The sequence below is a fragment of the Actinokineospora fastidiosa genome (assembly GCF_014648415.1).
Lineage (GTDB): Bacteria > Actinomycetota > Actinomycetes > Mycobacteriales > Pseudonocardiaceae > Actinokineospora > Actinokineospora fastidiosa.
The window spans coordinates 1,680,368-1,700,423 of record NZ_BMRB01000002.1 but is presented as its reverse complement, the minus strand read 5'-3'; the positions used below and the strand labels follow the sequence as shown (position 1 = coordinate 1,700,423).

Sequence of the window (20,056 nt, the reverse complement as noted above, 5' to 3'; positions counted from 1 at the left end):
CAGTAGACACGCGGGCCGCCGTAGTCCCGTGCCCAGCCGTGACAAGTCCTCCATCACGTTCCTGAGCGCGAGACGCCAAGGGGGCCCTACGCGATGATCTTCTCCGCCCTGCCGCGCCCGCAGGGGCTCTACGACCCCGCCGCCGAGCACGACGCCTGCGGCGTCGCCATGGTGGCGGACGTGCGGGGACGGCGGTCGCACGGGATCGTGGTGGACGCGCTGACCGCGCTGGCCAACCTGGAGCACCGAGGGGCCGCGGGCGCCGAGCCGACCAGCGGCGACGGCGCGGGCATCCTCGTGCAGCTCCCCGACGAGCTGCTGCGCGCGGACGTCCCCTTCGACCTGCCCGCGCCCGGCCGCTACGCGGCGGGCATCGCCTTCCTGCCCGCCGACGACCAGACGGCGGCCAAGGAGACCGTGCACCGCATCGCCGACGAGGAGGGCCTGACCGTCCTCGGCTGGCGGGACGTGCCCGTCGACCCGGACGGCGCCGGGATCGGGCCCACCGCGCGCGGCGTCATGCCGCACTTCGCCATGCTGTTCGTCACCGGCGACGGGCACGGCGTCGAGCTGGACCGGCGGGTGTTCGCCCTGCGCAAGCGCGCCGAGCGGGAGAGCGCGGCGGCCGGGTGCGGCATGTACTTCCCGTCGCTGTCCAGCCGCACCATGGTCTACAAGGGAATGCTGACCACCGCGCAGGTGCCGCGCTTCTTCCGCGACCTGGTCGACCCGCGCCTGGTGACCGCGATCGCCCTGGTGCACTCGCGGTTCTCGACCAACACGTTCCCGTCGTGGCCGCTGGCGCACCCGTTCCGCTACGTCGCCCACAACGGCGAGATCAACACGATCCGCGGCAACCGCAACCGCATGCGCGCCCGCGAGGCGCTGCTGGCCAGCGACCTCATCCCCGGCGACCTGACCCGGCTGTTCCCGGTCGTGGACCCCGACGGGTCGGACTCGGCGTCCTTCGACGAGGTGCTGGAGCTGCTGCACCTCGGCGGCCGGTCGCTGCCGCACGCCGTGCTGATGATGATCCCGGAGGCGTGGGAGAACCACGCCACGATGGACCCCGCGCGCCGCGCCTTCTACCAGTTCCACTCCAGCCTGATGGAGCCGTGGGACGGCCCGGCCTGCGTCACCTTCACCGACGGGACGGTCGTCGGCGCCGTGCTCGACCGCAACGGGCTGCGCCCGGCCCGCTGGTGGCACCTCGTCGACGACCGGGTGGTGCTGGCCAGCGAGACCGGCGTGCTCGACGTGCCGCCCGACCAGGTCGTGGCCAAGGGCAGGCTGCGGCCGGGCCGCATGTTCCTCATCGACACCGCGGCGGGCGCGATCGTCGACGACGACGAGGTCAAGGCCGGGCTGGCCGCCGAGCTGCCGTACGAGGAGTGGCTGCACGCGGGCCTGCTCACCATCGCCGACCTGCCCGACCGCGAGCACGTCGTGCAGACGCACGAGTCCGTGGTGCGCCGTCAGCAGACCTTCGGCTACACCGAGGAGGAGCTGAAGATCCTGCTGACCCCGATGGCGGTCAGCGGGTCCGAGCCGATCGGCTCCATGGGCACCGACACCCCGCCCGCCGCGCTGTCGCAGCGGCCCCGGCTGCTCTACGACTACTTCAAGCAGAACTTCGCCCAGGTCACCAACCCGCCGCTGGACGCCATCCGCGAGGAGATCGTCACCAGCGTGCAGCGCATCATGGGCCCGGAGCAGAACCTGCTGGAGCCGGGCCCGGCGTCCTGCCGCCACATCCAGCTGCCCTACCCGGTCATCGACAACGACGAGCTGGCCAAGCTCATCCACGTCAACGACGACGGCGACCTCCCGGGCTTCGCCTGCACCGTCCTTTCCGGACTGTACGAGGTGGACGGCGGCGGACAGGCGCTCGCCGACGCGGTCGCGCGGGTGCGCCGGGAGGCATCGGAGGCCATCGCGGCGGGGGCGCGCACGCTGGTCCTGTCCGACCGCGACTCCGACCACCGGATGGCGCCGATCCCGTCGCTGCTGCTGGTCTCCGCTGTGCACCACCACCTGGTGCGCACCAAGGAGCGCCTGCGTGTCGCGCTGGTGGTGGAGAGCGGCGACGCGCGCGAGGTGCACCACATCGCGCTGCTGCTGGGCTACGGCGCCGCCGCCGTCAACCCGTACCTGGCGTTCGAGACCATCGAGGACCTCATCGCGCAGGGCGCGATCACCGGCGTCGAGCCGAGGGTGGCGATCCGCAACTACGTCACCGCCCTGGTCAAGGGCGTGCTCAAGATCATGAGCAAGATGGGCATCTCGACCGTCGGCGCCTACACCGCAGCGCAGGTGTTCGAGGCGTTCGGCCTGGCCCAGGACGTGCTGGACGAGTACTTCACCGGCACGGTGTCCAAACTGGACGGCGTCGGGCTGGACGTCGTCGCCCGGGAGGCGCTGGCCAGGCACCGGCGCGCGCACCCGGACAACCCGACCGACCGCGAGCACCGCAGGCTCGACACCGGCGGCGAGTACGCCTACCGCCGCGAGGGCGAGCTGCACCTGTTCACCCCGGAGACGGTGTTCCTGCTCCAGCACGCCTCGAAGTCCGGCCGCGCGGACGTCTACCGCCGCTACGTCGACGAGGTGGAGCGGCTCAACCGCGAGGGCGGCGCGCTGCGCGGGCTGTTCCGGCTGACGTCCGACCGGCCGCCGATCCCGGTGGAGGAGGTCGAGCCGGTCGAGGCGATCCTCAAGCGGTTCACCACCGGGGCGATGTCCTACGGCTCGATCTCGGCCGAGGCGCACGAGACGCTGGCCATCGCGATGAACCGGATCGGCGGGCGCTCCAACACCGGGGAGGGCGGCGAGGACGTCGACCGGCTCTACGACCCCGAGCGGCGCTCGGCGATCAAGCAGGTCGCCTCGGGCCGCTTCGGCGTGACGAGCGAGTACCTGGTCAACGCCGATGACCTGCAGATCAAGATGGCGCAGGGGGCCAAGCCCGGCGAGGGCGGCCAGCTGCCGCCGAACAAGGTGTACCCGTGGATCGCCAGGACCCGGCACTCCACCGCGGGCGTCGGGCTGATCTCGCCGCCGCCGCACCACGACATCTACTCCATCGAGGACCTGGCGCAGCTCATCCACGACCTCAAGAACGCCAACGAGCATGCGCGCGTCCACGTGAAGCTGGTGTCGGAGCTGGGCGTGGGCACGGTCGCGGCGGGCGTGTCGAAGGCGCACGCCGATGTCGTGCTGATCTCCGGGCACGACGGCGGCACGGGCGCCTCCCCGCTGAACTCGCTCAAGCACGCGGGCACGCCGTGGGAGGTCGGGCTCGCCGAGACGCAGCAGACGCTGGTGCTCAACGGCCTGCGCGACCGCATCACCGTGCAGGTCGACGGCGCGCTGAAGACCGGGCGGGACGTGGTGGTCGCCGCGCTGCTGGGCGCGGAGGAGTACGGCTTCGCGACCGCGCCGCTGGTCGTCGCGGGCTGCGTGATGATGCGGGTGTGCCACCTGGACACCTGCCCGGTCGGGGTGGCCACGCAGAACCCGGAGCTGCGCAAGCGCTACACCGGGCAGGCCGAGCACGTGGTCAACTACTTCCGGTTCGTCGCCGAGGAGGTCCGCGAGATCCTGGCGTCGCTGGGCCTGCGCACGCTGGACGAGGCCATCGGGCACGCCGAGCTGCTGGACACCGACGACGCGGTGGAGCACTGGAAGGCCGCGGGACTGGACCTCGCGCCGGTCTTCGCCGTGCCGCCCGCGCCGTACGGGACGAGCAGGCGGCGGGTGCGCGCGCAGGACCACGGGCTGGCCGAGGCGCTGGACCGCACGCTGGTGCAGCTGGCCGAGGCGGCGCTGGAGGACGCCCACCCGGTGCGGCTCGACCTGCCGGTGCGCAACGTCAACCGGACCGTCGGGACGCTGCTGGGCGCCGAGGTCACCCGCCGCTACGGCGGCGACGGCCTGCCCGACGACACCATCCGGGTGACGCTGACCGGCTCGGCGGGGCAGTCGCTGGGCGCGTTCCTGCCGCGCGGCATCACCATCGACCTGGTCGGCGACGCCAACGACTACGTGGGCAAGGGCCTTTCCGGCGGCCGCGTCGTCGTGCGCCCGCACCCGGACGCGCGCTTCGCCGCCGAGCGGCAGGTGATCGCGGGCAACGTCATCGCCTACGGCGCGACGTCCGGCGAGGTGTACCTGCGCGGGTGCGTGGGGGAGCGGTTCGGGGTGCGCAACTCCGGGGCGACGATCGTGGCCGAGGGGGTGGGCGACCACGCCTTCGAGTACATGACCGGCGGGGTGGCCGTCGTGCTGGGCGCGACCGGCCGCAACCTGGCCGCGGGCATGTCCGGCGGCGTGGCGTACGTGCTGGACCTGGACCCGCGCGACGTCAACCCGGACATGGTGGAGCTGCAGCGGCCGGGCGCGGACGACCTGCGCGCGCTGCGGGAGGTCGTGGCCCGCCACCGCGAGCTGACCGGCTCCCCGGTCGCGGCGTCCCTGCTCGGCGACTGGACCCGGCGGGCGGCGGGCTTCACCAAGGTGATGCCGCGGGACTACCAGCGCGTCCTGGCCGCGATGCGGCTGGCACGGGCCGAGGGCCGCGACATCGACACCGCGATCATGGAGGCGTCCCGTGGCTGACCCCGAGGGCTTCCTGCGCTACCCCAGGGCCGACATCCCGAAGCGGCCGGTGGCCGAGCGCGCCGCCGACTGGCGCGAGGTGTACCGGCCGGACGACGCGGACGCGGTGCGCGAGCAGGCGACGCGCTGCATGGACTGCGGCATCCCGTTCTGCCACTCCGGGTCGGCCGGGTGCCCGCTGGGCAACCTCATCCCGGAGTGGAACGACCTCGTCCGCCGAGGCGACTGGCAGGCGGCGAGCCACCGCCTGCACGCCACCAACAACTTCCCCGAGTTCACCGGCAGGCTGTGCCCCGCGCCGTGCGAGGCGGCCTGCGTGCTGTCGATCTCCAGCGAGCCGGTGGCGATCAAGCGCGTGGAGAACGCGATCGCGGACATGTCGTGGGAGAAGGGCGTCGTGGCGGCCCGGGTGTCCACTGTGTCCTCCGGGCGGCGGGTCGCGGTGGTGGGCTCGGGACCCGCCGGGCTCGCGGCCGCGCAGCAGCTGACCCGCGCGGGGCACGAGGTGACCGTCTACGAGCGCGACGACCGCCTCGGCGGCCTGCTGCGCTACGGCATCCCCGAGTTCAAGATGGAGAAGCGCCTGCTGGACCGCCGCCTGGCGCAGCTGCGCGCCGAGGGCACCCGGTTCGTGACCGGCTGCGAGGTCGGCGGCCCGTCCCTGCCGGTGTCCGCGCTGCGCGCCGCCCACGACGCGGTCGTCCTGGCGGTCGGCGCGCTGGAGGGCCGCGACGCCCCGGAGATCCCGGGCCGGTCGCTGCCGGGCGTGCACCTGGCGATGGAGCACCTGGTCACCGCCAACCGCGCCTGCGAGGGCGACGGCCCGGCGCGCATCGACGCGCGGGGCAAGCACGTGGTCATCATCGGCGGCGGCGACACCGGAGCGGACTGCTACGGCACCGCCGTCCGCCAGGGCGCGCTGTCGGTGACCCAGCTCGACCAGTACCCGCGTCCCCCGCAGACCCGCGACGACGAGCGGTCCCCGTGGCCGACCTGGCCGTGGGTGCTGCGCACCTACCCCGCGCACGAGGAGGGCGGCGAACGCCGCTTCGCCGTCGCCGTCGAGGAGTTCGCAGGCACGGACGCGGTGTCGGCGGTGCGCGTCCGCGAGGTCCGCGTCCGCAAGGACCCGGTGACCGGCGTCCGCGAGGTCGTCCCGACCTCCGACACCGCCCACGAACTCCCCGCCGACCTGGTCCTGCTCGCCATCGGCTTCACCGGCGTGCAGCCCATGCCCCTGCTCGACGACCTCAACCTGACCCGCACCCCCCGAGGCACCCTCTCCTGCGGCCCCGACTGGCAGACGACCACCCCAGGCGTCTTCGTCTGCGGCGACGCCCACCGAGGCGCGTCCCTGGTCGTGTGGGCCATCGCAGAGGGCCGCTCGGTGGCACACGCGGTGGACGCGTACCTGACGGGCTCGTCCGACCTCCCCGCCCCCGTGCACCCGACCGCACTGCCGCTTTCGGTGGTGTGATCGCCGATGGCGAGACTCGGCATCGGTTGGCAACTCCGGGGCTCGGGCGAACATCAGGAGAACGCCGGGTGAAGGGGTGATCGAGGTATACCGGTGATCCTTACCGTGGCCGTGTGTTAGCCAAATGGGTTGGTGACAACCTCGAAGCGTTCGTCGGCATGGTCACGCTGGTGCTCAGCCTCGGCGGGTATCTGCTGTCGCTGTGGCTGCGCCGCAAACGGGTGAGTTATCGGGTTCATCTGGACACCGCCATCGGGGTGACGCCGCACGCGACGGACATGATCGATGTGCGGTTGACCAACCGGAAGGCCGACGAGACGGTCGTCGATCCCAGTCTGGCGCTGGTGCGGATCATGAACACCGGCAGCACCAGCATCAAGGTCACCGACGTGCCCAGGGACGCGCCGCTGACGTTGCGGTTCGCCGGGCGGACGGTGGTGGACGCGCAGATCATCGAGGTCGGCGACGGGGTGCGGGCGATGGTCGACGGCGAGTGGCCGCCGGTGGGGCGGGCGGAGCTGCCGCTGCCGAGGATCCCGCTCAACCGGCGCGACCGGATGAAGGTGCTGGTCCTGCTCTCCGGCAAGCCCGAGGCCGCGGGCACGAAGGACGGCGTCACCTGCACCGGCTTCGTCACCGACGGCAAGATCGTGCGGGACACCACCCGGGGCAACGGGCCGAGCAGGCGCAGCCTGGTGCTCGGCGGCATCGCGTCCACCCTCGTCGGCGCGTCCGTGGTGCTGCTGCTGAGCCCGCTCGGCAAGTCGCCCGGCGCGCAGGTCGCCTGTGCGGACGGGGACGTGGTCCTCGCCGGGTCCAGCGCGTTCGCCCCGGTGGCCACCGAGATCATCACCGCCTACACCGCGCAGTGCCCGGAGGCGAGCGTGCGGGTCGAGGGCCGGGGCAGCCTCGACGGCGTCCGGGAGCTGGACACCCTCGGCCGGGAGGACCCCGCCCAGCGGGAGCGGCGGATGGCCATGTCCGACGACCCGGTAGCCGGGTTCCCCAACCTCAAGGCGCACCCCATCGGCGTCGTGGCGTTCTCGGTCGTGGTCAACAAGACCGTCGGCGTCACCCAGCTCAGCCGCGACCAGGTGCGCGCCGTCTTCGACGGGCGGCTCACCAACTGGCGCCAGCTCGGCGGCCACGACCTGCCGATCAGCATCGTCAGCCGCAACTCCGGCTCCGGCACCCGCCAGGCGTTCGAGACCAAGGTGCTGGGCGCCCAGGAGCCCGCCGTCTCCTCGACCGACTGCGCGAACCGCTCGCCCCTCGCGGGCGCCGCGCCGGTGCTGCGCTGCGAGCGCAACTCGACCTCGGCCCTGCTCGGCGAGGTCGACCGCATCCCCGGCGCGATCGGCTACGCCGAGACCACCGCCACCGCCGACTACCCCCACGTCGCCCGGGTCCGCCTCGACGGCAAGGAGCCCGACATCGACTCGGTCGTCCGCACCGGCTATCCCTTCTGGACGGTCGAGTACTTCTACACCTACGGCCCGCCCGAGCCCGGCGGCCTGGTCGACGCGCTCATCAAGCACATGGAGACCGACGCCACGAAGAACATCCTGCGCCGCTCCGGCTACGTCCCGTGCGTCGACGGCGCCCTCGACCTCCGCGGCGACCTCTGCTGAACGCCGAGGGCGGTACCCGGAGCCAGCCCCAAGCGCATCGCCTGGTGGACGCGCCGTGTCCTCCGGGTGGCGTGCGCGGGCCTATGCTGTCCGCATGATCGACTTCTCCAAGGCTTCGGTGTTCAAGCTGTCCCCCTGCGACCCCAAGGACATCGGCGGGTCCGTGGCGCCGCTGCTGGTCAACGGCGAGGACATGCTCTACGCGTTCAAGTCGGTGCGGGACTTCGTCGTGTTCACGAACAAGCGGCTCATCGCCGTCAACGTGCAGGGCATGACCGGCAAGAAGCGGGACTTCACCTCGCTGCCGTTCGCCAAGGTCCAGGCGTTCTCGGTGGAGACCGCGGGCACCTTCGACCTCGACGCCGAGCTGGAGCTGTGGTTCAGCGGGCTGGGCAAGGTGCGGCTGGAGTTCAGGGGCAAGGCCGACATCCGGGCGCTCGGGCACCTCATCGCCTCCCACTGCCTCTGAGCGTGCGAGACTCCGCGAGGTGAGCGCAGCATTGGTCAACTACGGCCACTACACGGCGATGCTGGTCGAGCGCGGCCGGGTGCGCGGGCTGGCCCGGCACCTGGAGCGGCTCGACCGCGACGCGTGGGTGGTGTTCGGGCGGGGCCTGCCCGAGGAGGACGTGCGCGCGGCCATCCGGGCCGCGATCGGCGACGAGCGGGTGGCCGCCAAGGTCACCGTGGTCGCGCCGGACTTCAACCCGCGCGACCCGGGGACGCCCGAGGAGCTGTCGGTCGTCGTGGAGACCTTCCCGCCGCCCGAGGAGAGCGCGACGCTGGCCGTGCGCACGGCCGGCTACCGCCGGGACCTGCCGCAGGTCAAGCACGTCGGCACGTTCGGGATCTTCTACCAGCGCAGGCTGGCCAGGATGGCCGGGTTCGACGACGCCCTCTTCGCCCCCGACGACGAGGTCTCCGAGGGCGCTACCTGGAACATCTGCTTCCGCGACGACGCGGGCACCATCGTCTGGCCGAGCGCGCCCGCGCTGCCCGGGGTGTCCGCCGCGCTGATCCAGAACGGGCTCACCCGGCTCGGCCACAAGCACGAGACCCGCCCGGTCACCCTCGACGACCTGGCCGGCTTCCGGTCGGCGTTCGCCACCAACGCGCTCGCGCCCGTGCGGCCCATCACCCGCATCGATGACGTCGAGTACGCCGTCGACGACGAGACCGCGTCCATCCTGCGCCGCGCCCACGACCTCGTGCCCGAGGAGCGCGTGTGAGGTTCGCGGGGTTCGGCGAGTACGCGATCGACTTCTACGACGGCCTGGTCGTCGACAACTCCAAGTCGTACTGGGAGGCGAACAAGGCCACCTACGAGTCCGACGTCCGCGCGCCGATGCAGGCGCTGCTCGCCGAGCTGGAGCCGGAGTTCGCCCCCGGCCTCGGCCCGGGCAAGATCTTCCGGCCGTACCGCGACGTCCGCTTCGCCAAGGACAAGTCGCCCTACAAGACCCACTGCGGCGGCGTCGTGGAGGCCGGGCGCGGCGGCGGGGCGTACTACGTCGAGGTGAGCCCGGACGGCCTGCGCGTCGGCGGCGGCTGCTTCCACCTGGCCCCCGACCAGCTGGCCCGGTACCGCCAGGCCGTCGACACCGGCGGCGCCGAGCTGCGGGCGATCCTCGACAAGCTCGTCAGGCAGGGCTTCGAGCTGCACGGCGACCGCATGCGCACCGCGCCGCGCGGGTTCGCCAAGGACCACCCGCACCTGGACCTGCTCCAGTACCGCTCGGTCTACGCGACCCGGGTGTGGCCGCCCGACGACACGCTCCACGAGCGGGGCGCGCTGACCCGGGTGCGCAAGGCGTGGCAGCAGCTGCGGCCGTTCAACGACTGGGCCCGTCACCGTGTGGGAGCGCATACAGACAGCAAGTGACCGTCCGTCGAACTTTCTGAATCGAAACTCGCCCTACTGGCCGGTATCTCGGGATCGTTAAAGCAAGACGTATTAGGCTCTGGGACCGTGAGCCGACGCGCGAAGATCGTTTGTACGATGGGCCCCGCCACCGGCACTCCGGAGCGAGTGGCGGAGCTGGTCGCGGCAGGCATGGACGTGGCGAGGATGAACTTCAGCCACGGCAGCCACGGCGACCACAAGCAGATCTACGACCTGGTGCGCCGGGCGGCCGACGACTCCGGCCGCGCGGTGGGCATCCTGGCCGACCTGCAGGGCCCCAAGATCCGCCTGGGCACCTTCGCCAACGGCCCGGTCGAGTGGCGCACCGGCGACGTCGTGCGCATCACCGTCGAGGACGTCGCGGGCACCCACGACCGGGTCTCCACCACCTACAAGGGCCTCGCGCACGACGCCAAGCCCGGCGACCGGCTGCTGGTCGACGACGGCAAGGTCGGCCTGACCGTGCTGAGCGTCGAGGGCCCGGACGTGGTCTGCGAGGTCACCGAGGGCGGCCCGGTCTCCAACAACAAGGGCCTGTCCCTGCCCGGCATGGACGTCTCGGTCCCGGCGCTGTCCGACAAGGACATCGAGGACCTGGAGTTCGCCCTGCACCTGGGCGTGGACTTCATCGCCCTGTCCTTCGTCCGCTCGCCCGCCGACATCGACCTGGTGCACCAGGTGATGGACCGGGTCGGCCGGGGCAGGCTGCCGGTCATCGCCAAGCTGGAGAAGCCCGAGGCGGTGGCCAACCTGGAGGCCATCGTGCTGGCCTTCGACGGCGTCATGGTCGCCCGCGGCGACCTCGGCGTCGAGCTGCCGCTCGAGCAGGTGCCGCTGGTGCAGAAGCGGGCCATCCAGATCGCCAGGGAGAACGCCAAGCCGGTCATCGTGGCGACCCAGATGCTCGACTCGATGATCAGCAACTCGCGCCCGACCAGGGCCGAGGCCTCCGACGTCGCCAACGCGGTCCTCGACGGCGCCGACGCGGTCATGCTCTCCGGCGAGACCAGCGTCGGGCGCTACCCGATCGAGACCGTGCGCACGATGAGCCGCATCGTCGAGGCCGTGGAGTCCGAGACGCTCGCCGTGCCGCCGCTGAGCCACGTCCCGCGCACCAAGCGCGGCGTCATCTCCTACGCCGCCCGCGACATCGGCGAGCGGCTCAACGCCAAGGCGCTGGTCGCCTTCACCCAGTCCGGCGACACCGTGCGGCGGCTGGCCCGCCTGCACACCCACCTGCCGCTGCTGGCGTTCACCCCCGAGCCGAGCGTGCGCAGCCAGCTCTCGCTGACCTGGGGCACCGAGACCTTCCTGGTGCCGCAGGTCGACTCGACCGACGCCATGGTCCGCCAGGTCGACACCTCGATGCTGTCGATCGGCCGCTACCAGCCCGGGGACGTCGTGGTGGTCGTCGCGGGCTCCCCGCCGGGCACGGTCGGCTCCACCAACCTCATCCGCGTGCACCGCCTCGGCGAGGACGACCACGCGTAACGCGTCACACCGCCCCGGCCCCGCGCCAGGGTGGTGATCGCGCGCCGGGCCGTTAGGCTAATCGCGATTAACCTACGGGCCGGTGGAGGGCAGATGACGGACGTCGCCGAGCCGACGGTGCTGGACCGGCTGGTCAGGCTGCTGGACCTGGAGCGCGTCGAGGAGGACATCTTCCGCGGCGTGAGCCCCAAGCACTCGCCGGTGCGGGTGTTCGGCGGGCAGGTGGCCGGGCAGGCGCTGGTCGCCGCCGGGCGGACCGTGCCAGCCGACCGGCCGGTGCACTCGCTGCACGCGTACTTCATCCGCGGTGGCGACCCGGCGGTGCCGATCGTCTACCAGGTCGACCGCATCCGCGACGGGCGCTCGTTCACCACCCGGCGCGTCGTGGCGGTCCAGCACGGCAAGCCGATCTTCTCGCTCTCGGCGTCCTTCCAGCTGGTCGAGTCCGGGGTCGAGCACGCCGAGGAGATGCCGGTCGTGCCCGACCCGGAGACGCTGCCGACCTACTCGGAGCTGATGAGCCCGCAGCTGCGGGAGAAGTTCGGCCCGTGGGCGCAGCGGCCCCGCCCGATCGACGTGCGCTACGTGTCCGAGCCCGCGTGGCGCTCCCGCGAGACGGGCCCGCGCGATGCCCGCAACCAGGTGTGGATGCGCGCCGACGGCGTGCTGCCCGACGACCCGCTGACCCACGTCTGCGTGCTCGCCTACGCCTCCGACATGACGCTGCTCGACGCGGTGCTCGCCCGGCACGGCGTCTACTGGGGAGTGGACAACGTCCTCGGCGCCAGCCTGGACCACGCGATGTGGTTCCACCGTCCGTTCCGGGCGGACGAATGGGTGCTCTACGACTGCGCCTCGCCCAGCGCGTCCGGCGGGCGGGGGCTGGCGACCGGCCGGTTCTTCTCCCGCGACGGCAGGCTGATCGCGACCGTCGTGCAGGAGGGGATGCTGCGCGTCATCGACTGAGTCCTGAATGGACGGCAGGGCCGGAAGCCGTCGGGGTGGCTTCCGGCCCTGCCGTCGTGTCGGGCGTGGACCTGGGGTGGTCCGGTCGTCCGACGCGGGGCGCGGGCGGGAGGGGTGGGAGAGGCCCGCGCTACCCGGGCTTTCAGTGGAACGCGTCGTGCTGCTGGGCGATCCCGTCCTCCACGTCCTCGGTGACCAGCAGGCACAGGTGGGCGGTGAGGTACGCGCGGCAGGGGGCGGGCGCGCGGGTGAACAGCCTGGTCCGGCAGGTCGGGCAGCGACCGTCCGCGTCGGGGCGGTGGTCGTCGAGGAGGGCCCGCAGCGCGGTGGTCACCCTCGGCAGCTCCACCCTGGCCAGTGCCGGGTCTCCGGTGCCGGAGCGGCGGTCGAGGTCGTCGAGGTAGCCGTGCAGTGACGCTTCAAGGTGTCCGAAAAGCGACTCGCGCACGGCGCCTCCTGTGCCCGGTGTGGACTGCGGACCATCCCGGAGGGCTCAAGTGGACACCGCGACCTGCCGATGACTCGGTGGTCGGGGTCGCCCGGCCCTGGGGTGGACGTCTCCGTCTGAGGGGAACAGTGAGCAGCCTGCGCCTCGCAGATCGCTTTGTGCAAGTTGCACCACTCGATCGGGTGACAGCGGTGGCGCCGTGGTGAACGTTTCACCGAATATGCCCAGCACCGGACCGCGTCCCTTGTGTGCGTTCGGCTCTCGGCAGACACTGGCCGCGCACCCCTCGGTGCGCCTGGGTCGTTAAGGCGGGGGAGAGACGAGGTGACGAACGTGGCGCGTGGTCACAGCCCCACCGTGCGCAGGCGCAGGCTGGCCAGCGAACTGCGGCGCTTCCGGGAAGCGGCGAACCTGACCATCGACGAGGTCGGCGAGAAGCTGGAGTGCTCGGCCTCCAAGATCAGCCGCATCGAGACCGGGCACGTCGGGGTGACCCCGCGCGACGTCCGCGACATGTCCGAGCTGTACGGCATCGACACCGACCGCCGCGAGGCCCTGGTGCAGCTGGCCCGCGAGGCCCGCCAGAAGGGCTGGTGGCACGCCTACACCGAGGTGTTCACCGGCGCGTTCGTCGGCCTGGAGGCCGAGGCCGCCTCGCTGCGGGCGCACCAGGCGCTGCTCGTCCCCGGCCTGCTGCAGACCGAGGACTACACCCGCGCGGTGATCCAGGCGATCCGCCCGGACGCGGGCGCCGCGGAGATCGACAAGCGGGTGCGCGGCAGGCTGGCCCGCCAGCGCCTGCTCACCGATCCCCACCCGCCCGAGTACTGGGCGGTCATCGACGAGGCCGTCCTGCACCGCGTCGTCGGCGGGCCGAAGGTGATGCGCGCCCAGCTGCTGCGCATGGCCGATGCCGCCGCGCTGCCGCACGTGACGCTGCAGGTGGTGCCGTTCGGCACCGGCGCGCACGCGGGCATGGAGGCCCCGTTCCTCATCCTGGGCTTTCCCGAGCCCGCCGACCCGGATGTGGTCTACGTGGAGAGCACGAGCACCGGCACCTACCTGGAACAGCCCTCCGACGTGCGCCGCTACACCCTGATGTTCGACCACCTGCGGGCCGCGGCGCTGCGGCCGGAGGACACCGTCGACCTCATCCGGCGGGCCGCCGACCGGTTGGCCCAACGACCCGAAACCGAAAGGAGTGGGGCGTGACCGCAGACCTGGCACGTGCCCAATGGCGCAAGAGCAGCCGCAGCGGAGCGGGCAACGACTGTGTGGAGCTGGTGGTCCACACCACAGGCGCCGCCATCCGCGACTCCAAGAACACCGACCACGGACACCTGGCGCTGCCCAGCGGCCCGTGGGCCGGGTTCCTAGGCGCGGTCAAGGCGGATCTGCTCGAGCACTGACCAGGGACGACCCCTTACCCGGGTCCGGCGCCCCCTCAGGGGGCCGGGGGTAAGGGGTCGTCCGCTGTCCACGACGCGATCGTCCGATGCCGGGGCCCGCGCCTCAGCGGCAATCTCATCGTCATCACCACGGATGAGGGAGTCGCGAGATGAACTGGACGATCGAGGGAATCAAGGCCGAGGTCGAGTACCGCCGCGTGGCCAACACCGCCCGGGGCACCGGCGCGGGTTCCGCGCGGGGTCGCAGGACGCGGCTGTGGCGATCACGGACGCGGGGAGGTCGGGTCACCGACTGAATGTGTGCGACCATGCCGCACATGCCGCGCCTCGGTTCCGGAATACCCCTGGTGGCCCGCGGACGCGAACTGCGCGCCCTGCGGGCCGCCTACACCGCGGCGGCCGGTGGCCAGGCCGCCGCGGTGCTGCTGTCCGGGGACGCGGGCGTCGGCAAGACCAGGATGACCGAGGAACTGGCCAGGATCGCCCGCGAGGACGGCGCGCTCGTGCTCACCGGCCGCTGCCTGGACTCCGGCGAGACGGGACTGCCCTACCTGCCGGTGGTCGAGGCGCTGGGCCCGGTCCGCGAGCGCGCGGGCAGCCGGGCAGCGCTCGCCCGGCTGTTCGGCGACTGGGTGGAGCTGGGCCTGCCGGACCCCGGCCTGGACTCCGCGGCGACCGGCGCGCCGCGCACCGAGCAGGACCTCAACCAGCTGCAGCTGTTCGACGCCGTGCACGCGCTGCTGGCCGAGCTGGCCTGCGAGCGGCCGGTCGTGCTGATCCTGGAGGACCTGCACTGGGCCGACGCGTCGACCCGGCGGCTGGTGTCGTTCCTGCTGAGCAGGCTGCGCACGCAGGCCCTGCTGGTGCTCGGCACCTACCGCGCCGACGACCTGCACCGCCGCCACCCGCTGCGGCCCCTGCTGGCCGAGCTGCTGCGCCTGCCCGCCGTCGAGCGGCTGGACATGGCGCCGTTCAGCCGGGCCGACGCGCGGGCGTTCGTGAGCGCGCTGTCGGAGGGCGGGCTGGCCGACGCCGCCGTGCGGGAGCTGGCCGAGCGCTCCGACGGCAACGCCTTCTTCGCCGAGGAGCTGCTGGCCGCCTACTCCGACTGCGCCGAGCAGTCCGACGCGCTGCCCGCGACGCTGGTGGACGTCCTGCTCGCCCGGATCGAGCGGCTGGGGCCGCAGGCGCAGAACGTCGTGCGGCTGGCCTCGGTCGGGGGCAGGCGGGTGGCGGACTCGCGGCTGCGGGCCGTGGCCGAGATGGACGCCGGGCTCGACGCGGGGCTGCGGGAGGCCGTCCAGCACAACGTCCTGGTGCCCGAGGACGGCGACGTCTACACGTTCCGGCACGCGCTGCTGCGCGAGGCGGTGTACCACGACCTGCTGCCGGGGGAGCGGGTCCGGCTGCACGCGGCGTACGCCAGGGAGCTGTCGAGCCGGATGGGGGAGCCGGGGGTGGCCGCGGCGCTGGCCCACCACAGCATGGAGAGCCACGCGCTGACCGTGGCGCTGCGGGCGTCGTTGGAGGCGGCGTCGGAGGCCGAGCGGCTGGGCGCGCCCGCCGAGGCGCTGGAGCACCTGGAGCGGGCGCTGAAGATCTGGGCCGCGGTGCCGGTGGCCGAGCGTCCGTCCGAATCGAACAGTCGGCTGCTGGAGCGCGCGTCGTTCGTGGCGGGCACGTCCGGGGAGCCGGAGCGGGCGATCGCCTACGCGAAGGCGGCGGTGGCCGCCATCGACCCGGTCGCCGAGCCCGAGCAGGCCGCGCACGTCCGGCGGCGGCTGGCGCAGGCGCTCTACGCCACCGACGGGCGCGAGCAGGAGGCCAGGACGGTCATCGAGGAGGCGCTCGCGCTGGTGGCCGACCGCCCCGGCGTGCCGGTGACGGCGTGGGTGCACGCGGCGTACGCGACGATCCTGCGCGGCCTGGGGCAGCCCGAGGACGCGGCGGCGCACGCGCGCGAGGCGGTCACCCAGGCGCGCGCGATGTCGGTCGGCGGCGCGGAGGCGGACGCGCTGATCACCTTGGCGATGCTGGACGAGAGCCGCGGTGAGACGGAGGCGTCGCGGGCGGGCCTGCGCACGGCGATGGCGCTGGCGAACTCGGTGGGCGCGCCCACGGTGGAGATCCGGGCGCGGTTCACGTTGGCGGTGAACCAGTACGACCACGGCGACCTCGCGGACGCGGTGCGCACGTTGGACGAGGGCGTGGCGCGGGCGTCCGAGGTCGGGCTGACGTGGAGCACGTACGGGCTTGAGCTGCGCGCGCTGCAGATGGTCACCCGCTACACCAACGGCGACTGGGACGCCGCGGAGGCGTCGTCGGAGCCAGGGCACCGGGTGTCGCACGTGGTGTGGGGGCGGCTGGCGATGCTGGGCGCGATGATCAGCGTCGCCCGGGGCCGCTTCGCCGAGGTGGACCGGGTGCTGGCGGACTACCGCAGCGACGACCACCGCGCGACCCCGACGCCGATCGTGGCCGGGATGGTGGCCGCCGAGCTGGCGCAGTGGCGCGGCAAGCCGGAGCGGGCGCTGGAGCACCTGCGGGCGACCCTGGCGTGGGCGACGGTGAGCTGGGAGATGGTGTCGATCCGGCTGGCCGCCCTCGCCCTGTCCTCGGCAGCCGACCTGGCCCACGCCGCCGCGACCCGGCGCGACGACGACGCGACCGGGGCGATCGCTGCCGAGGCCGCGGAACTGCTGGACCTGGCGCGCAAGACGGCCGGGTCCGTGGTGCCGAGGACGGGCGTGCTGGGCCCGGAGGGCCGCGCGTGGCTGGCCAGGGCCGAGGCCGAGCACTCCCGCCTGACGGGCGCCGATCCCGACCTGTGGCGCCGCGCGGTGGACGCCTTCGGCTACGGCGCGGTGTACGAGCAGGCCCTGTGCCGCTGGCGTCTGGCCGAGGCGTGCCTGCTGACCGACGACCGCGCGGGCGCGGCCGAGGCATTGCGCTTGGCGGACGAGGTGGCCACGACCCTGGGCGCCAAGCCCCTGCGCGAGGCTCTGCGCCGCATGGCCCGCCGCGCCCGCATCACCCTGGACCCGGACGCGACGCCCCGCGAGCGCATCGACCTGTTCACGCCCCGGGAGCGGGCGGTGCTGGCACTGGTGGCCCAGGGCCGCACCAACCGCCAGGTGGGGGACGAGCTGTTCATCTCGGAGAAGACGGTGAGTGTCCACTTGAGCCGCATCATGGCCAAGCTGGGCGCCACCCGCCGGGCGGAGGCGGTGGCGGTGGCCTATGACCGGGGGTTGTTGGAGAGAGCGGAGTAGGCGCCTGCCCTGGCAGCAGGGCGGTGTCGTACCGCTACACGTGGGCGGATTCGGCTGCTGAGCGGGGAGTCACGCCTGTGCGAGCAGCGGGGCCAGGCGCCGCACGACATCGACCTCGTCGAACGCGCGGTGCTCGGCTTGCCCACGGGTCGGAAGTCCGCATAGGACGGAAAGGCCCAGCGGCCCTGCCCTGGCGCCCCGGGCAGGCCCGCTGGGCCGGGTGGATCAGGCGCGGTACGCCGTCCACATGTCACTCATGCGCTGGCTCTGGCCGGGGCTGAACTGGTTGTAGCAGGAGTCGTACGAGTAGTCCATGTAGTTGTGGATGGGGTCGACGCCCGGCAGCGAGCAGGAGTCGCGGCCCTCGGGGCAGCCGTCGGTGGGGCTGGACTGGGCCGGGGTGTCGGCGACCTCGTCGTTCTTGGTCGTGCAGCCGCCCTGGAAGGTGTGGTACAGGCCGAACCAGTGGCCCGCCTCGTGGGTGGTCGTCTCGCCCAGGTTGTAGTTCGCGATTCCGCCGCCGGGCAGGGAGTCGTAGTGGACGCGGATGCCGTCGATGCGCTGGTTGCCGCTCCACGGGAACGTCGCGATGCCCAGGTAGTCGAACTCGACCAGCCAGATGTTGAGCGCGTTCATCCCGCCCTTGCGGGTCTTCGCGCGGTAGGTGCTGCTCTGCTCGTCCCGGTGCCAGCGGTCGTTGTAGAAGCGGTCGACGCCCGCGAGTTGGAAGGTGAAGCCGGTGTTCGCGGCCTGGCTGGACTCCCGGCCCGCGAACGTCTCGTTCAGCACCGCGATCTGCTGGGCGATCTGCTGGTCGGTCACGTCGCCCCGGCCGTTGGCCGCGGCCATGACGTGGACGTACACCGGCACGGTCGCCGCGGCGAGGGCGCCCTGGCGCACGTAGTAGCCCTCGGCGCGCTTGCGCGCCAACAGGTCCTTGGTCTTCTTCTCCACCGCGGCGACGTCGGCGGCGGACATCGGCTCGTGGTCGAGCGGTCTGCCGCCGCGGGCCGCGGCCGACGTCGGTGTCTCACTCAGGCAGTCGAGCACCGGTGCCGCCGACAGCGCCGAACTCGGGGCGAACGGGGTGATGGCGAGCGCCACGGCGGACAACGCCGCGACGCCTGCCGCCTTGAACGTGCGGGATCGGCCCATCAGCTATCTCCCTGGCGTGGTGGGGACGGAGCCCGAACGTATGCAGCGGGAGATATGTATGGGAAGACGCATTCACACAGGAAATCTTCCCAGTTAACGGGGCAGACGCTTGAGGGCTTTCAGTCCGAGCGTGAGGCCCTTGGTCCAGAGCGCGGACGGCACGGCCCGCGTCGGGCGCAGCGGGACGACCCGCTGGGCGGCGATCGTCTGGACCTCGGTGTATTTCAGCAGACCCTCGACGCCGTTGCGCCTGCCGACGCCGCTGTCACCCATTCCGCCCATCGGCGCGTCGAGGCTGCCGAACGCGGCGCCGAAGCCGTCGTTCACGTTCACGGTGCCCGCGTGAATGTTCGCGGCGACGCGCTCACCCATTCGGCGGTCGCGCGTCCATACGCTGGCGTTGAGCCCGTAACGGGTGTCGTTGGCGCGGGCGATGGCGTCGTCCACATCGGTGTAGCCGTAGACCGAGACGACGGGGCCGAACGTCTCCTCCTTGTGCAGGGTCATGCCCTCGCGCACGCCGGTGAGGATCGTCGGCTCGTAGAACAGCGGGCCGAGGTCCGGGCGCGCCTTGCCGCCCGCCAGGACGGTGGCGCCCTTCGCCCGGGCGTCCTCGACGTGCGCGCTGATCGTCGCCAGCTGCTCGGCGGAGGTCAGCGATCCCATGTCGGAGCTGTAGTCCAGGCCAGCGCCGAGCTTGAGCGCCTTGGTGCGGTCGACGAACGCCTGCACGAACGACGCCCGGATGCTCTCGTGCACGTAGATCCGCTCGACCGACACGCACAGCTGTCCGGCCGAGGAGAAGCACGCGGTGACCGCGCCCGTCGCCGTGCGGTCGATGTCGGCGTCGGGCAGCACGACCATCGGGTTCTTGCCGCCCAGCTCCATGGAGTAGCTCGTCAGCAGCGCCGCCGCCTGGGCGGCCAGGCCGCGACCGGTCTCGGTGGACCCGGTGAAGCCGAGGTAGTCGGCCTCCTCGATGAGCGCGGAGCCGATCTTGGAGCCGCGGCCGAGGACGATCTGCCAGACGTGGTCGGGCAGGCCGGCGTCGGAGGCCAGCTCGTGCAGCCACAGCGCGGTCAGCGCCGTCTGGTTGTCCGGCTTCTGCACCAGCGCGTTGCCCGCGACGAGCGCCGGGATGGCGTCCATGCCGGTGAGCGCGAGCGGGTAGTTCCACGGCGAGATCATGGCCACGACGCCCTTGGGGTGGCGGACCTCGGTGGTGCGGGTGAACACCGGCAGCGCGCCCGCCTTGCGCTTGGGCGCGAGCAGCCTGGGCGCCTTGCGGCCGTAGTAGGCGGCCGTCATGGCCGTCACGGCGATCTCGTCGTAGGCGTCCAGACGCGACTTGCCCGTCTCCACCTGCATCAGGTCCAGCGCCTCGTCCTGGCGGGCCAGCACGAGGTCGTGCAGGCGCATCATGACCTTCGCCCGCTCCGCTACCGGCCGGGCCGCCCACTCCCGCTGGGCCGCCCGGGCCCGGGCGAACGCCTGCCGCACGTCCGGGTCGTCGATCTGCGGCAGCGCCGCGATCGGCTCCCCGGTGAACGGCGCGGTCATCGCCACCGTGGTGGGCGCCGTCCCGCCGACCGCCCGACCGACCAGCTCGGCGGCCCGTTCGGCCGACGGCGCGCCTGCGACGGCGCCAACGGAGGCGGCGGTAGCGGTCATGGGGCGGCTCCTTCGC

The 20,056-nt window shown here is 72.7% G+C and carries 15 protein-coding genes; 12 read left to right on the top strand and 3 right to left on the bottom strand.

Annotated features, from left to right (window positions below; genetic code table 11):
* Nucleotides 1–93 precede the first annotated feature (93 nt).
* From gltB to tesB, 8 genes are all read left to right on the top strand, one after another.
* Entirely contained in the window at nt 94–4,617 is a 4,524-nt protein-coding gene (gltB, locus tag IEY98_RS17710; protein ID WP_189211510.1) for a glutamate synthase large subunit, read from the top strand.
* Nucleotides 4,610–6,094 carry a glutamate synthase subunit beta gene (locus IEY98_RS17705; RefSeq protein WP_189211509.1) on the top strand — a complete coding sequence of 495 codons (1,485 nt, stop codon included), beginning with the start codon at nt 4,610–4,612 and terminating at the stop codon, nt 6,092–6,094. The genes gltB and IEY98_RS17705 overlap by 8 nt, the downstream gene beginning before the upstream one ends.
* Nucleotides 6,095–6,207: 113 nt before the next feature.
* A complete protein-coding gene (locus tag IEY98_RS17700; RefSeq protein WP_189211508.1) occupies nt 6,208–7,725 on the top strand; it encodes a substrate-binding domain-containing protein in 1,518 nt (505 codons plus the stop codon).
* A gap of 94 nt (nt 7,726–7,819) precedes the next feature.
* Complete coding sequence (locus IEY98_RS17695) at nt 7,820–8,194, top strand: PH domain-containing protein (protein WP_189211507.1); 375 nt, start codon at nt 7,820–7,822, stop codon at nt 8,192–8,194.
* Between the two features lie 19 nt (nt 8,195–8,213).
* A complete protein-coding gene (locus IEY98_RS17690) occupies nt 8,214–8,954 on the top strand; it encodes an aminotransferase class IV (protein WP_189211506.1) in 741 nt (246 codons plus the stop codon).
* Entirely contained in the window at nt 8,951–9,607 is a 657-nt protein-coding gene (locus IEY98_RS17685) for a DUF2461 domain-containing protein (protein WP_189211505.1), read from the top strand. The genes IEY98_RS17690 and IEY98_RS17685 overlap by 4 nt, the downstream gene beginning before the upstream one ends.
* A gap of 87 nt (nt 9,608–9,694) precedes the next feature.
* Nucleotides 9,695–11,119 (top strand): pyruvate kinase, encoded by a 1,425-nt coding sequence (gene pyk / locus IEY98_RS17680; RefSeq protein ID WP_189211504.1) that lies wholly within the window; start codon nt 9,695–9,697, stop codon nt 11,117–11,119.
* A gap of 93 nt (nt 11,120–11,212) precedes the next feature.
* Nucleotides 11,213–12,085, top strand: a complete 873-nt coding sequence (gene tesB / locus IEY98_RS17675) for an acyl-CoA thioesterase II (RefSeq protein WP_189211503.1) — start codon at nt 11,213–11,215, stop codon at nt 12,083–12,085.
* A gap of 142 nt (nt 12,086–12,227) precedes the next feature.
* On the opposite strand, the gene IEY98_RS17670 is transcribed toward tesB, so the two are convergent.
* Nucleotides 12,228–12,533 carry a hypothetical protein gene (locus IEY98_RS17670; RefSeq protein WP_189211502.1) on the bottom strand — a complete coding sequence of 102 codons (306 nt, stop codon included), beginning with the start codon at nt 12,531–12,533 and terminating at the stop codon, nt 12,228–12,230.
* Nucleotides 12,534–12,866: 333 nt separating this feature from the next.
* On the opposite strand from IEY98_RS17670, the gene IEY98_RS17665 reads away from it, so the two are divergent.
* The 4 genes from IEY98_RS17665 (at nt 12,867) to IEY98_RS17650 (ending at nt 17,214) form a co-directional block, all read left to right on the top strand.
* Nucleotides 12,867–13,745, top strand: coding sequence for a helix-turn-helix domain-containing protein (locus IEY98_RS17665; RefSeq protein WP_189211501.1), 879 nt, complete (start codon nt 12,867–12,869; stop codon nt 13,743–13,745).
* Nucleotides 13,742–13,942, top strand: a complete 201-nt coding sequence (locus tag IEY98_RS17660) for a DUF397 domain-containing protein (protein WP_189211500.1) — start codon at nt 13,742–13,744, stop codon at nt 13,940–13,942. Before IEY98_RS17665 ends, IEY98_RS17660 begins: the two co-directional genes overlap by 4 nt.
* 149 nt (nt 13,943–14,091) lie before the next feature.
* The gene (locus tag IEY98_RS17655) at nt 14,092–14,238 is read left to right on the top strand and encodes a hypothetical protein (RefSeq protein ID WP_189211499.1); all 147 of its coding nucleotides are present in this window, start codon (nt 14,092–14,094) and stop codon (nt 14,236–14,238) included.
* Nucleotides 14,239–14,250: 12 nt separating this feature from the next.
* Nucleotides 14,251–17,214 (top strand): helix-turn-helix transcriptional regulator, encoded by a 2,964-nt coding sequence (locus IEY98_RS17650; RefSeq protein WP_189211498.1) that lies wholly within the window; start codon nt 14,251–14,253, stop codon nt 17,212–17,214.
* A 225-nt stretch (nt 17,215–17,439) separates the two neighbouring features.
* On the opposite strand, the gene IEY98_RS17645 is transcribed toward IEY98_RS17650, so the two are convergent.
* Both IEY98_RS17645 and IEY98_RS17640 read right to left on the bottom strand, forming a co-directional pair.
* Nucleotides 17,440–18,369 (bottom strand): zinc metalloprotease, encoded by a 930-nt coding sequence (locus IEY98_RS17645; protein ID WP_189211497.1) that lies wholly within the window; start codon nt 18,367–18,369, stop codon nt 17,440–17,442.
* Nucleotides 18,370–18,462: 93 nt separating this feature from the next.
* Nucleotides 18,463–20,040, bottom strand: a complete 1,578-nt coding sequence (locus IEY98_RS17640; protein WP_189211496.1) for a succinic semialdehyde dehydrogenase — start codon at nt 20,038–20,040, stop codon at nt 18,463–18,465.
* Nucleotides 20,041–20,056 lie beyond the last annotated feature (16 nt).

What these genes read in the sequence shown, in the direction of transcription:
- gltB (WP_189211510.1), top strand. Translation starts at nt 94, where the DNA reads ATGATCTTCTCCGCCCTGCCGCGCCCGCAGGGGCTCTACGACCCCGCC.
- IEY98_RS17695 (WP_189211507.1), top strand. Translation starts at nt 7,820, where the DNA reads ATGATCGACTTCTCCAAGGCTTCGGTGTTCAAGCTGTCCCCCTGCGAC.
- tesB (WP_189211503.1), top strand. Translation starts at nt 11,213, where the DNA reads ATGACGGACGTCGCCGAGCCGACGGTGCTGGACCGGCTGGTCAGGCTG.
- IEY98_RS17655 (WP_189211499.1), top strand. Translation starts at nt 14,092, where the DNA reads ATGAACTGGACGATCGAGGGAATCAAGGCCGAGGTCGAGTACCGCCGC.
- IEY98_RS17650 (WP_189211498.1), top strand. Translation starts at nt 14,251, where the DNA reads ATGCCGCACATGCCGCGCCTCGGTTCCGGAATACCCCTGGTGGCCCGC.
- IEY98_RS17645 (WP_189211497.1), bottom strand. Translation starts at nt 18,369, where the DNA reads ATGGGCCGATCCCGCACGTTCAAGGCGGCAGGCGTCGCGGCGTTGTCC.
- IEY98_RS17640 (WP_189211496.1), bottom strand. Translation starts at nt 20,040, where the DNA reads ATGACCGCTACCGCCGCCTCCGTTGGCGCCGTCGCAGGCGCGCCGTCG.